Origin of the sequence: Streptomyces sp. NRRL F-5650 (assembly GCF_000721365.1) — a bacterium.
Lineage (GTDB): Bacteria > Actinomycetota > Actinomycetes > Streptomycetales > Streptomycetaceae > Streptomyces > Streptomyces ardesiacus.
The window spans coordinates 97,876-110,923 of the sequence record NZ_JOGV01000021.1; the positions used below are offsets into that span (position 1 = coordinate 97,876).

Below are 13,048 nucleotides of genomic sequence, written 5' to 3' on the forward strand. Positions count from 1 at the left end.
GACGGAACCGTCCGGGGAGACGGACGCGGAAGAGGAGGCGGACGCCGGGAAGGCACGGGTCGGACCGGCCGACGGGCGCCGGAGCGGCATACGGAGCCCTGCCGAAAGAGGCGGCCCCCGGGGCGGCGTCGTCCGGGGCGTGGGGCGGGGCGGCGTTGCCGGGGTGCGTCCCGGCCGGGCCGGTGGTGCCCCAGGTTATTCGCCCCTGGGCCGACGGGCCCGGGTTCGGAACACGGCGGCGGTGGCCGCCCGTTCGGGCGCCCAGGAACTCCGTCCGGTCGGCGGCTGAGCCCGCGCCCGCGCGCGGACCGTCACCGGACTCCCCGAACCACCCCGGACCTGAAGCGGGTCCGGCAGGAGCTGAAGGTATGGAAGGCGTGGAAGGCACGGAAGGGTTGGCAGAGGCGGAACCGGGCCCGGTGTGTCCGTCGGCCCCGCGGGACTCCCGCGCGCTCATCGGGGACCCCCCGGCCGGAGGGAGGACCCGGGCCGCCGGCAACACCTCGGTGGCGTCAGCATGTCGTCCTGCCTCCGAGAGGTCACGAGCCCCGGACCCGGCCTCGGGCCACTCCGGTTGGGCGTCTTTTTGCCAGTTCTCCACGCGCGCGCACTTCCCCCCAAGGGATACCACCGGGCGCACACACGACTCCGAGCACGCGTCGGCCGAACCGGCCCCCACCAGGTCGAGCGCCCCCTGTACCACACCGTGCTCAGGCAAAGAATGTAGCGCACGCGGAGGATGTGTGGTTCCCGCGTGTCAGTTGTGGACGGACATCACAGCAGCGTCGGCGGCCGGAATCCAGCTCCCGTCGGGAACCCCGAGCCAACCCTTCTCGGTCGCGACCTGGGACGCCGCCCGGCGCAGCGCGTCGAGCGCGGGATGGACGAGTCCCTTTCGCCAGACAAGTGACACCGGCGACAGCGGCACGGGGCCGACGAGCGGGCGCACCACGGTCGAGGGCATGGCCGGAAAGCTCCGCACGGCGAGGATCGGATTGCGCGTCTTGTCCATGATGCGCTGGAACTCCTCCTCGCCGACGGCCAGCGGCACGGGGGGCGCCACACGGATGCCGCGCCCCTCGAACAGGCGGTGCGCCAGCTCGGTCCACTCCGGCGTGCGCGGGTTGCCGGCCCCGGCGTACACGCTCTCCCCGGCGAGCGCGGACAACGGCACCTCCGCCAGCCCGGCCAGCGGATGGTCCTCGGGCAGGACGACCGCCATGGGCTCGCAGCGCACCGGCTGGTGGCAGAGCCCCGCCCGCAGCGCGGCCGGCAGTCCCGCGAACCGGCCGAAGGAGGCGTCGAGCCGGCCCGCGACCAGTTCACCGGCGGCGTGGGTCAGCCCGCTCTCGTATCGGGCCATCAGCTCCAACTCGGGGGCGAGCGAACGCGCCCGTTCCAGGACGACCCGGCCGGTGACCAGCCCCGGGGAGTTGAGGTCGACCAGCAGCGGGCGGGCCTGCCCGAACGCGGCGAGCAGGTCGTCCTGCGCCTGGAGGACCCGGCGGGCGTACGGCAGCAGCCGCTCGCCGTCGGCCGTCGGCGTCACCTGCCGGGTGGTGCGGACGAACAGCTCGGCCCCCAACTCCCGCTCCAGGCGCCGTACATCCCTGCTGAGCGCCTGCTGGGCGACGTAGAGCCGGGCCGCGGCACGGGTGAAGTGCAGTTCCTCGGCGACGGCGACGAACGCGCGCAGGAGGCGGGGGTCGAGGTGGGCGGGTGCGGACATCCGGTGAATTTACAACGGGACCGCGTGAATGGCCACGGAGAAGGTGTTGGACCCCGTGAGCGCCCCCGGGCGACGGTGGTTCCCATGCCCCGACCGACCCCCGCGCGCCCCTCCCGCCCGGCTTCGCCCGCCCCCTTCCTCGCCGTCACCGCCGACACCGTGGTCGCGGCCGACTTCCGCCCCCGCACCCGGCGCCGGCCGCCGGGCCCCTACCGGCGCCTCCTGTCCACGCCCGGCGCCCGGGCCTTCACCGCCGGGAACCTGATCGCCCGGCTGCCGCAGGGCATGTTCAGCGTGAGCGCGGTCGTGATGATCGCCGGCACCCGTGGTTCGTACGCCCTCGCCGGCGCCGTCACCGCGACGGGACTGGCCGCCACGGCGCTGGTCGCCCCGTGGACCGCGCGGCTCGTGGACCGGCTCGGCCAGGCCCGGGTGGCCGTGCCCGCCACCCTGTTCGCCGCGCTGGGTTCCGTCGCCCTGCTGCTGTGCGTGCGGTACGGGGCACCCGCCTGGACCCTGTTCGCCGCGTACGCCGCCACCGCGACGACGCCCAACACCGGCGGCATGGCCCGCGCCCGCTGGTCGTACCTGCTGAAGGGCGACGCCGACGCGCTGCACACCGCGAACTCCTTCGAGCAGGCCACGGACGAGCTGTGCTACATGCTCGGCCCGGTCCTCGCGGCGTTCCTGTGCACGGCGCTGTTCCCCGAGGCGGGCACGCTCGTGGCCGTGGTGCTGCTGGTGAGCGGCATGCTGCTGTTCACCGCCCAGCGTTCGACCGAGCCGCCGGCCCGACCGCGTCCGACGGCCAAGGCACCCTTCCGGGCCCCCGGCATCCCGCCGCTGCTGGTGGTGTGCCTGGCGATGGGCGGGATCTTCGGCTCGATGGAGGTCGTGACGATCGCCTTCGCGGACGCGCAGGGCCACCGCGCGGCGGCCGGAGCGGTCCTCGCCCTGCAGGCGGCCGGTTCCTGCGCAGCGGGCCTGCTCTACGGCGCGCTCAAGCCGGCCGGACCGGCCGAGCGCCGCCTGCCGTGGTGCGTGGCCGCGATGACGGCCCTGCTGGTCCTGCCCCTGCTCGCGGCCTCCCTCGACGGCTCGCTGCCCCTGCTCGCGCTCACACTGCTGATCGGCGGCATGGCGACGGCGCCGACGATGGTCACCACGATGACCCTGGTCCAGCACCGCACTCCGGAGGGCCGCCTGAACGAGGGCATGACCCTCGCGGTGACCGGCCTGCTCGGCGGCATCGCCTGCGGCAGCGCGGCGGGCGGCTGGACGGTGGAACACCTCTCCCCCACCGCCGCCTACGGCATCCCGGTCACGGCGGCGGCCCTGGCCCTGCTCCTCGCCCTGCTCCCCACCCGCCAGTCCGCCTGAACGCGGAAACCCCCTGGGGTCACCGGAAGTGTGTCCGGCGACCCCAGGGGGTCCTGGGAATGTGGAGATGGCGGGAATCGAACCCGCGTCCAACGGTGCGGAACCAGGGCTTCTCCGTGTGCAGTCCGCTTCGATTTTCTCGGCCCCGGAGATCACGCGGACAAGTCTCCGACGGGCTCAGTCACTGTTTGGTTTCCCTCTTCACCCCGTGACCGGGATCAAGGTTTAGTCCCCTAGCTGATGCCAGGATCCGGGTCGGGAACAGCCCCGGGCTGACACTCCCTTAATAGGAGGCTCGCTCTGCTACCTGAGATCAGGCAGCGAGGGCGAAGGCCTGCTGGGAGGAATCGCGCTTGGTGTTGGCGATTATTTTTTTCGGCCTGTGGTTTACGAGATCATGGCCGCTTCCTCGACACGCTTCCCCTGCTTCGACAGCCGCTGTCGAAACCGATCATCCCCATGTTGATTTTTCAAACCCTCCGGAGAGGCCCCTCCGAAGAGGGCGCGCACCCGCTGTGAGGTGCAGGTGCCATCGTACGTGACCAACACGCACCCGTGCCAGCCTATTCCCGCGGCTCAGGCCCGCTGCTTGCGCCGGATCGCCGAGATCGTCCGCTCCGCCTCGCGCCGGTCCTGCTTCTCCCGGAGGGTCTGCCGCTTGTCGTACTCCTTCTTGCCGCGTGCCAGCGCGATCTCGACCTTGGCCCGGCCGTCCTTGAAGTAGAGCGCCAGGGGCACGATCGTGTGACCGGTCTCCTGGGACTTCGACTCCAGCTTGTCGATCTCCACGCGGTGCAGCAGCAGCTTCCGCTTGCGCCGCGCGCTGTGGTTGGTCCAGGTGCCCTGGCTGTACTCCGGCACGTGCACGTTGTGCAGCCACGCCTCGTGTCCGTCCAACTGCACGAAGCCGTCCACCAGTGAGGCCCGCCCCTGGCGCAGCGACTTCACCTCGGTACCGGACAGCACGAGGCCGGCCTCGTAGGTGTCGAGGATCTGGTAGTCGTGCCGCGCCTTCTTGTTCTGCGCGATCAGCTTGCGCCCTTTTTCCTTAGCCATAGTGCGGTCCATTTTGGCACTACGGAGGGGCCCGGCGGAAAGCCGATTACGCGGGGCCGTCCGCCTCGCGCCCCAGGCCGCTGAGCACGGTGCGGGCCCGCTCCAGGGCGGCGGGGCCGGCCGGGTCGACCTCCAGGTCGGGCGTGATGCCCGTGCCGTCGACGCCTCGGCCGGAGGGCGTGCGGTAGTGGCCGACGGTCAGCTCGGCCACCGAGCCGCCGGGCAGCCGGCTCGGCATCTGCACCGAGCCCTTGCCGAACGTGCGGGAGCCCAGGACGACCGCCCGGCCGCGGTCCTGGAGGGCCCCGGTGAGCAGCTCGGCCGCGCTCATCGTGCCGCCGTCGACGAGCGCGACCAGGGGCCTGGTGGTGTCGCCGCCGGGTTCGGCGTGCAGGGCCCGCTGGTCGCCGTCGACGTCGTACGTGGCGACCAGGCCGCCGTCGAGGAAGGCGGAGGCGGCGGTGACGGCCTCGGCGACCAGGCCGCCGGAGTTGCCGCGCAGGTCCAGGACGACCCCGGCGCCGGAGGGCACGCGGGCCGCGGCCTCGCGCACCTGCGCGCCGACGCCCTTGGTGAAGGAGGTGACCTTGACGACGGTGAGGCCGTGGGCGAGCGTGCGCACCGTCACGGGGTCCGTGGACAGCCGGGCGCGCCGGACGGTCTCGGTCCACGCGCGCGTGCCGCGCTCCAGGCCCAGCCGGACGGCGGTGCCGGCGGGCTCGCGCTCGCCGTCGCCACGGAGTATGGCGACGACCTCGGTGACGGGCCGCCCGTCGACCCGCGTGCCGTCGACACTGCGCAGCCGGTCGCCCTCGCGGATGCCGGCGTCGGCGGCGGGCGAGCCGGAGCGCACCCGGGTCACCTCGATCCGGCCGTCCCGTTCGCGGCGCGCGGAGAGCCCGACGCCGGTGTACCGGCCGTCGAGGGCGTCCTCCAACTCCTCGTACTCGCCCTGGGAGTAGATGGCGCCCCAGCGGTCGCCGCTGCGGCTGACCGCGCGTTCGGCGGCCTCCACGGGGGACTTGCCGTCGGCCATGGCCTCGGCCGCCGCGCGGGCGACGTCGTCCTGGCGGGCCTGCTGACCGGCCTGGGCGACCGAACGGGGCGTGCCGGGACCGGACTTGCGGTCCGTCCCGGGGAGCGAGCCGCTGGCCGCGCCCGCGACGAGCACGCTCGCGAACACCAAGGTCAGGGCGGCCCCGTGGCGTGCGCGACGGGGCTGGCAGAACAGGGCACGACCTGACATGCCGGTGAGTCTAGGACAACGCACAGGGGCCGTACGGTCGAGCGACCGTACGACCCCCTTGGTATGTGTCACACCTTCAGGTACTTGCGCAACGCGAAGAACGCCGCCAACGCGGGCATCAGCAGACTCACGGCCAGGATGAGCGGCAGCTTGGTCAGGACGGCGTCCCAGCCGATGAAGTTGATCAGGTTCAGCTTCTCGGAGAGGGCGAGCCCGTGGTCGATGATGAAGTACCTGGCGATCACCAGGAATCCGCAGGCCACACCACCGCCGATCAGACCGGCGACCGCCGCCTCCATGATGAACGGCGCCTGGATGTAGAAGCCCGAAGCGCCCACGAGACGCATGATGCCGGTCTCGCGGCGCCGGCTGAACGCCGAGACGCGCACGGTGTTGACGATCAGCATCAGGGCGACGACGAGCATCAGGGCCATCACCGCGCGGGCCGCCCAGTTCATGCCGTTGAGGAGACCGAAGAGGTTGTCCAGGATGCCCTTCTGGTCCTGCACGGACTGCACGCCCTCGCGGCCGTCGAAGGCGGTCGCGATGACCTGGTACTTCTCGGGGTCCTTCAGCTTGATCCGGTACGACTCCTGCATCTGGTCCGGCGTGAGGGAGCTGGCCAGCGGCGAGTCGCCGAACTGCTCCTTGTAGTGCTTGTACGCCTCGTCCTGCGACTCGTACGTCACCTTCTCGACGACCGCCATCTCGTCGAGGTCGGCCATGATCTGCTTCTTCTGGTCCTCGGTCACCGCGCCCTTGGCGCAGTTGGGGTCGGACGCGGCATCGCTCTTGTTGCAGAGGAAGACCGAGACGTTGACCTTGTCGTACCAGTAGCCCTTCATGGTGTTGACCTGGTCGCTCATCAGCAGCGAACCGCCGAACAGGGCCAGGGACAGGGCGACCGAGACGATGACCGCGAAGGTCATCGTGAGATTGCGGCGAAGACCGACACCGATCTCCGAGACTACGAACTGGGCGCGCATGGCGTCTCGTTAAGCCTTTCGTTCCTCGTCGTCAGTGCTGGTAGCCGTAGACACCGCGTGCCTGGTCCCGGACGAGGCGGCCCTTCTCCAGCTCGATGACGCGCTTGCGCATCTGGTCCACGATGTTCTGGTCGTGCGTGGCCATCACCACGGTGGTGCCGGTCCGGTTGATCCGGTCGAGCAGCTTCATGATGCCGACGGAGGTCTGCGGGTCCAGGTTGCCCGTGGGCTCGTCCGCGATCAGCAGCTTGGGCCGGTTGACGAAGGCGCGGGCGATGGCGACGCGCTGCTGCTCACCGCCGGACAGCTCGCCGGGCCTGCGGTCCTCCTTGCCGCCGAGTCCGACGAGGTCGAGCACCTGGGGCACGGACTTGCGGATCTCGCCGCGGGACTTGCCGATGACCTCCTGGGCGAAGGCGACGTTCTCGCCGACCGTCTTGTTCGGCAGCAGGCGGAAGTCCTGGAAGACCGTCCCCAACTGGCGCCGCATCTGCGGCACCTTCCAGTTGGACAGGCGGGAGAGGTCCTTGCCCAGCACGTGCACCTGTCCGTGGCTGCACCGCTCCTCGCGGAGGATCAGCCGCAGGAAGGTGGACTTGCCCGAGCCGGAGGATCCCACGAGGAAGACGAACTCGCCCTTCTCGACCTCCAGGGAGACATCCCTGAGGGCTGGGTGGCTCTGTTTGGGGTAGACCTTGGAGACGTTGTCGAATCGGATCACGGATGCACCACGGGTCGCCGGGGGTAGATGTGCGTGACCATACGCGAACCGGGGAGCCGACCGCAGTCACCGGTCGGGGTTGCGTATCAGTTGCGCGTTTTGTCCCCGCGGCAGGGCGCGCAGGGCCCCACGGAACCTGGCACAGTGGAAGGGGAACGTTCGCACCGCCGCGGGCGTTGTTCCGGACAGAGCCGGTGGCAAGGAGGGCGAGCGCATGACGTACGACCGGTTGGTGTGCGCGAACTGCGCGGCGCCCGTGAGCGAGGGCAGGTGCCCGGTGTGCCGGGCCAACCGCGAGCGGCTGCAGCAGGAGAGCAACCCCTTCTCGGGGCTGAACCCGATGGCGCTGGTCGCGCTGCTGGCGGTGCTGGTCGCCGCCGTGGCACTGCTGGCCCAGCAGACCGTCTGACGCGCCCGGAGCGAGCCCCACGGGGCCTCCAGGGGCGGGGCACGACCACGGACCCGGAGAGTACGGAAGGGGCCCGGAGCGGGTGACGCTCCGGGCCCCTTCCCCTGCGTGCGCGGTGCGTACGCGGGCGGCTACCGTCAGGCAGCAGCCCCGCCGCGGCCGTTCATCAGGCGCGGCAGGAAGCGGAAGCCGATGCCGCCGGCGATCATCGTCGCGGCGCCGACCAGCAGGAACGTGGTCTCCGCGGCACCGGTCTCGGCGAGCTCCTTGCCGTTGCCCTGGGCGGCGGCGTCGGAGGAGGCCGGGGCCTGCTCGCCGGTGTCGGTCAGGGCGGAGGAACCCTGGTTCTGCGCGACGTTGTCGTTGCCACCGCCGTCGGGGGAGGTGTTGTCGTTGCCACCGGCGCCGTTGCCGTTGCCGTTGCCGTGGCCGTTCCCGTTCCCGTTACCCGGGTTGCTCGGGCTCGTGGGGTCGGTGGTGCCCGGGTCGGTGGGCTCGGGGTCGGTGGTGCCCGGGTCCGTCGGCTCGGGGTCGGTGGTGCCCGGGTCGGTGGGCTCCGGGTCGGTCGTGCCCGGGTCCGTCGGCTCGGGGTCGGTGGTGCCCGGGTCGGTGGGCTCCGGGTCGGTGGTGCCCGGGTCCGTCGGGTCCGGCGTCTCGCACTCCGGGCCGGTGCCGATGTCGCACGGGTCGCCGTCGTCGTCGCCCTGGACGCTCAGGCCGAGACCGAGGCCGCTGTCGCTGGAGTTCGCGCTGACGCCGATCTCGAGCGCCGAGGCGGCACCCGCCGCGGTCAGCGAGGCGCCGGCCGCGATCACGGCGCCGGCCGCGATGCGCGCGACACGGATGCGCGTCTTCTTCGTCATGTAGTTGCTACCCCCAGTAGCCGATTAGTCGGTGAGGCCGCACTCGGGGGCCGTGATCGACGGGGGACGGCTGCATGTGCTCAAGCCCCCCGGTTCACATGCGCCCCAGAAATACGCATGCCGAGCCTCACCATTCCGAATGTTCAAAGCATCGTCAAGGTCATTGCGTACGCGATGTCCAGGTACGGGACGTATGCCGGACACAATGGGTGTGAGTGTGATGCAAAACCCAGACATCACCGGCGAACAGGGGGCGAAGAAAAGGCAACTGCCGCTCGGACAGCGGCAGTTGCCTTGTCGACAAAGCGGTGCTTCCGCTTCGCTCTACTTCTCCCGCTGCTTGCGCCAGCGAATGCCGGCCTCGAGGAAACCGTCGATCTCGCCGTTGAACACGGCCTCGGGGTTGCCCACTTCGTGCTCCGTGCGCAGGTCCTTGACCATCTGGTACGGGTGCAGCACGTACGAACGCATCTGGTTGCCCCAGGAGTTGCCCCCGTCGCCCTTGAGGGCGTCCATCTTGGCCTGCTCCTCCTGGCGGCGGCGCTCCAGGAGCTTGGCCTGGAGGACGTTCATGGCGGTGGCCTTGTTCTGGATCTGGGAGCGCTCGTTCTGGCAGGAGACGACGATGCCGGTGGGGATGTGCGTCAGGCGCACCGCCGAGTCGGTGGTGTTGACGCCCTGGCCGCCGGGGCCGGAGGACCGGTACACGTCCACGCGCAGCTCGGACTCGTCGATCTCGATGTGGTCGGTCTGCTCGACCACGGGGAGGATCTCGACGCCCGCGAAGGAGGTCTGGCGGCGCCCCTGGTTGTCGAAGGGCGAGATGCGCACGAGGCGGTGGGTGCCCTGCTCGACGGAGAGGGTGCCGTAGGCGTACGGCGACTGGACGGCGAAGGTGGTCGACTTGATGCCGGCCTCCTCCGCGTACGACGTCTCGTAGACCTCGGTCTTGTAGCCGTGCTGCTCGGCCCAGCGCAGGTACATGCGCTGGAGCTTCTCGGCGAAGTCGGCGGCGTCGACGCCACCCGCCTCGGCGCGGATGTTGACGAGCGCCTCACGCGCGTCGTACTCGCCCGAGAGCAGGGTGCGGACCTCCATCTCGTCCAGCGCCTTGCGGACGGCAGCCAGCTCGGACTCGGCCTCGGCACGGGTGTCCGGGTCGTCCTCCTCCTCGGCCATCTCGAACAGCACGCCGAGATCGTCGATCCGGCCGCGCAGGGTCTCGGCCTTGCGCACCTCGGCCTGGAGGTGCGAGAGCTTGCTGGTGATCTTCTGCGCCGCCTCCGGGTCGTCCCACAGGGAGGGCGCGGCCGCCTGCTCCTCGAGCACGGCGATGTCTGCCCTCAACTTGTCGAGGTCCAGGACGGCCTCGATCGACTCCATGGTCGAGGAGAGGGACTTCAGCTCTTCGGATACATCGACGACTGCCACGCATCCAGCGTAACGGCTCCGGCCGCCGGTCCACGCCCGGCGGGGGTGCGGGCGCGGACCCGGCGGCCGGGCGGGCCTCAGGGAGCGGCCGGGGCCGAGTTCCGTGTGTCGTCGGGTCCGGTGCCGTCCTCGTCCCCGCTCGTGGCCAGCCACGAGCCGACGCCGATCGCCGCCACCAGGGCCACCGCCCCGGCGCCCACCGCGATCCGGCGGCGCCGCGCGGTGGCGCGGTTGCGGGCCGAGCCGGGACGCGGGGCGCCCGCCGCGCGCGGGGCGCGTGCGGTGCCGCGGGCGCCGCCGGCCAGCTCGTCGGGGGCGGGCACGCGCATCGACGTGTGGGTGTCGCGGTTGGAGTCGGCGGGCTTGGCGCCCGGCACCAGCGGCACCGCGCCCCGGCGCCGTACGGGCTCGCCGGAGGGCGCGGTCGCGGCCGGGGCCTCCTCGGGCGCCGCCTCCTCCTCGTGCCCGGCGTCGGGCTCGTCCACGTCCAGCGGGGCCATTCCGGCGAGCATCGGCAGCAGCTCGCGCAGCCGGGCGCTCAGCTCGGAGGCGCGCAGCCGGGAGGCCGGGGCCTTGGCGAGGCACTGGACGAGGAGCTGCCACAGCTCGTCCGGGATGCCGGGGAGCGGGACGACGGTCTCGGTCACGTGGCGGCGCAGCACGGCGCCGGGGTGGCCGCCGCCGAACGGCGTGAAGCCCGCGAGCAGCTCGTAGAGCACCGTGGCCAGCGCGTAGATGTCGACCGCCGCGCGCGGGGGCAGGCCCTCGACGATCTCGGGGGCCAGGTAGTCGGGCGTGCCGATGATCTTCGTGGCGCGGGTGCGGCGCGGGGTGTCGATGAGCTTGGCCACCCCGAAGTCCGTCAGCAGCGCCGGGTGCGAGCCGCCGGGGCCGAGCGGGCCCTGCATGTCGAGCAGCACGTTCTCGGGCTTGACGTCGCGGTGCACGACCCCGGCGGCGTGCGCGGCGGCCAGACCGTCCGCGACGTCCGCGACGACGGCCACCGCGGCCTCGGGCGCCAGGCGCCGCTCCCGGTCCAGGCGGGTGCGCAGGTCGGTGCCGCGGACCAGGTCCATGACCAGCGCGAGGTCGTTGCCGTCGACGACCAGGTCGCGCACCGAGACGACGTGCGGGTGCTCCAGGCCGAGCAGCGCGGTGCGCTCCTGGACGAAGCGGGAGACGAGTTCCTGGTCGGACGCCAGGTCCTCGCGCAGCAGCTTGATCGCTACGGGCCCTTCGGGACCCTCACCCAGCCACACCGTGCCCGCGCTGCCCCGCCCGAGGATCTGGTGGGCGGTGTACCGGCTGCCGATCTTCCGTGCCAAGACTGCTCCTACCGACGCGTGTTGCGCCTAAAAGTACGCGTCCTGGGAGCCGGCCTTCACGGCGGAGGCGGAAATCACCCTCCGGATGTCGACAAGTCTCCGGACTCGGGTGTTCCGGCCGGCTCAGCCGCTGCCGGAGCCGCCGAGGTCCCCGATCCAGCCGGTCACGGTGGAGAACCAGTCGCTGAGCTGGTCCCAGTAGCCCTTGCCCGTGCCGATCCAGTCCTGCAGGGGGCTCAGCTCCCAGATCAGCCAGCCGGCCACGAACAGGATGACGATCGTGAACAGGCACCCCTTGAGGCAGCCCAGGCCCGGGATGCGCATGGGGTTGGCGCTGCGCTGCCGCGGCGGCCTGGGCTCCCGCCGGGGCTGCTGCGGCTCGGGCGCGGGCGGCGGGGCGTACCGCTGCGGCGGCTGGGGCTGCGGGGTGGCGTAGCGCTGCGGTTGCGGCTGCTGCGGGTAGCCGTAGCCGGGCTGCTGCGGCGGCGGGCCCTGGGGGGCCTGGCGCGGCTGCTGGGGCGGGCGGGCGACCTGCCGCTGGGGGCGGCGGCGCAGCGGGTCCTGGCCGGGGTCGAGGTACTGGACCTGCGTCTGCTCGTTGCGGTCGCGGGCGGCGCGGAGCTGGTTCTGCCAGGGGTGCGGGTCCTCGGGCCCGCCCTGCCCCGGGGCGCCCGGCTGCCCCGGCGGCACGGGCGGCATGACGGCGGTCGGGTCGGCCGCCCCGGTGCTCGGGAGCACGGCGGTGGGGTCGGCGGCGCCCGCCGGTCCCCCGGTGTGCGGCAGGACGCTGGTGGCGCCGTTCGGGTCGTAGGCGCCGTCGGGGGTGCCGGGGACCTGCGCGGGGGCGGGGTCGGGGGCCAGGAGCGCGCCGACGTTCTCGGCGGCGCCGATCTGCGCGCTGCTCGCGTGCACGCCGATGCCCTCGGCGACGACGCGCAGGCCGCGGGCGAGGTTCTCGGCGCTGGGGCGTTCGTCGGGGTTCTTGCGCAGGCAGCGCTCGATGACCGTCCACAGCGGGTCGGGGACAGTGGAGGGGCGGCGCGGTTCGGCGCTCAGGTGCTGGTGCAGCACTTCGAGGGCGGAGCCGCCGCCGAACGGGGGACGGCCGGTGACCAGCTCGTACAGCAGGATGCCGGCGCCGTAGACGTCGACGGCGGAGGTCTGCGGGCGGCCCTCGGCGGACTCCGGCGCGACGTAGGCGGGCGTGCCGACGAACTCGTGGGTGCGGGTGAGGCCGGGCGAGTCGGCGAGGCGGGCGATGCCGAAGTCGGTGAGCATCGGGTGCATCTCGTCGCCGGTCTGCTTCAGCAGGACGTTGGCCGGCTTCAGGTCGCGGTGGACGACGCCGTCGGCGTGGCTGGCGGCCAGCGCGTCGGCGATCTGCGCGGTGAGCAGGGCCGCGGCGACCGGGGTGAGCGGCCCGTTTTCGCGCAGGTACCGGTGGAGGTCGGGGCCGTCGACGAGATCCATGACGAGAGCCAGCAGCTCGCCCTCGACGACCAGGTCGCGGACCCGGACGATGTTGGGGTGGGTGAGCCGCAGCAGGACGGAACGTTCGCGCAGGAAGCGCATCACGATGTCGGCGTCGCTCGCGAGCTCTTCCTTGAGCACCTTGATCGCGACGGTCTCGCCGGGCTGACCGGCCACGGCCGCCTCGGCGCCCGCGGTCTCGCGCTGGCGGGCACGCCAGACGGTGCCCGTGGCGCCGCGGCCGAGGGGCTCCTCGAGGAGGTACTTGCTGCCGACGGGCCGCACGTCATGCGCTCCTAGTTGCTTGCTGGCTGTTCGGACCCACTGTTGCAGAACCGGTCGGTCCCAGTCGGACCCAACTGTAGTGCCGCTCGCGGACCACGTTCGAAGGAAAGACGCGCGACCCGGTCCCCGGGTTGCCGCTGACCGGAC

At 72.2% G+C, this 13,048-nt stretch carries 11 protein-coding genes and 1 other RNA gene; 2 read left to right on the forward strand and 10 right to left on the reverse strand.

The window, feature by feature from the left end; all coding sequences use genetic code 11:
• Window positions 1–757 precede the first annotated feature (757 nt).
• Window positions 758–1,729 carry a LysR family transcriptional regulator gene (locus IG88_RS0120165; protein ID WP_031042891.1) on the reverse strand — a complete coding sequence of 324 codons (972 nt, stop codon included), beginning with the start codon at window positions 1,727–1,729 and terminating at the stop codon, window positions 758–760.
• An 84-nt stretch (window positions 1,730–1,813) separates the two neighbouring features.
• Between IG88_RS0120165 and IG88_RS0120170 the strand changes: the two genes are divergently transcribed.
• A complete protein-coding gene (locus IG88_RS0120170) occupies window positions 1,814–3,109 on the forward strand; it encodes an MFS transporter (protein WP_031042895.1) in 1,296 nt (431 codons plus the stop codon).
• A 59-nt stretch (window positions 3,110–3,168) separates the two neighbouring features.
• Here IG88_RS0120170 and ssrA read toward each other — a convergent pair.
• The 5 genes from ssrA to ftsE form a co-directional block, all read right to left on the reverse strand.
• Window positions 3,169–3,568: a transfer-messenger RNA gene (gene ssrA, locus IG88_RS40665) on the reverse strand.
• A gap of 117 nt (window positions 3,569–3,685) precedes the next feature.
• Window positions 3,686–4,165, reverse strand: a complete 480-nt coding sequence (gene smpB / locus IG88_RS0120175; RefSeq protein WP_007450171.1) for an SsrA-binding protein SmpB — start codon at window positions 4,163–4,165, stop codon at window positions 3,686–3,688.
• Window positions 4,166–4,211: 46 nt separating this feature from the next.
• Window positions 4,212–5,411 carry a S41 family peptidase gene (locus IG88_RS0120180; protein WP_199807476.1) on the reverse strand — a complete coding sequence of 400 codons (1,200 nt, stop codon included), beginning with the start codon at window positions 5,409–5,411 and terminating at the stop codon, window positions 4,212–4,214.
• Window positions 5,412–5,479: 68 nt separating this feature from the next.
• Complete coding sequence (gene ftsX / locus IG88_RS0120185) at window positions 5,480–6,397, reverse strand: permease-like cell division protein FtsX (RefSeq protein ID WP_031042902.1); 918 nt, start codon at window positions 6,395–6,397, stop codon at window positions 5,480–5,482.
• 31 nt (window positions 6,398–6,428) lie between these two features.
• Complete coding sequence (gene ftsE, locus IG88_RS0120190) at window positions 6,429–7,118, reverse strand: cell division ATP-binding protein FtsE (protein ID WP_019325705.1); 690 nt, start codon at window positions 7,116–7,118, stop codon at window positions 6,429–6,431.
• A 214-nt stretch (window positions 7,119–7,332) separates the two neighbouring features.
• On the opposite strand from ftsE, the gene IG88_RS0120195 reads away from it, so the two are divergent.
• Window positions 7,333–7,527: a hypothetical protein gene (locus tag IG88_RS0120195; RefSeq protein WP_031042908.1), complete on the forward strand. Its 195-nt coding sequence runs from the start codon at window positions 7,333–7,335 to the stop codon at window positions 7,525–7,527.
• A gap of 137 nt (window positions 7,528–7,664) precedes the next feature.
• Here the strand turns inward: IG88_RS0120195 and IG88_RS0120200 are convergent, their stop codons facing one another.
• From IG88_RS0120200 to IG88_RS0120215, 4 genes are all read right to left on the reverse strand, one after another.
• The gene (locus tag IG88_RS0120200) at window positions 7,665–8,390 is read right to left on the reverse strand and encodes an LPXTG cell wall anchor domain-containing protein (protein ID WP_031042910.1); all 726 of its coding nucleotides are present in this window, start codon (window positions 8,388–8,390) and stop codon (window positions 7,665–7,667) included.
• Between the two features lie 324 nt (window positions 8,391–8,714).
• Window positions 8,715–9,821, reverse strand: a complete 1,107-nt coding sequence (prfB, locus tag IG88_RS0120205; RefSeq protein ID WP_031042912.1) for a peptide chain release factor 2 — start codon at window positions 9,819–9,821, stop codon at window positions 8,715–8,717.
• Window positions 9,822–9,898: 77 nt separating this feature from the next.
• Window positions 9,899–11,146 (reverse strand): serine/threonine-protein kinase, encoded by a 1,248-nt coding sequence (locus IG88_RS0120210; RefSeq protein WP_031042914.1) that lies wholly within the window; start codon window positions 11,144–11,146, stop codon window positions 9,899–9,901.
• 123 nt (window positions 11,147–11,269) lie between these two features.
• Window positions 11,270–12,901 carry a serine/threonine-protein kinase gene (locus tag IG88_RS0120215; protein WP_031042915.1) on the reverse strand — a complete coding sequence of 544 codons (1,632 nt, stop codon included), beginning with the start codon at window positions 12,899–12,901 and terminating at the stop codon, window positions 11,270–11,272.
• Window positions 12,902–13,048: the final 147 nt, after the last annotated feature.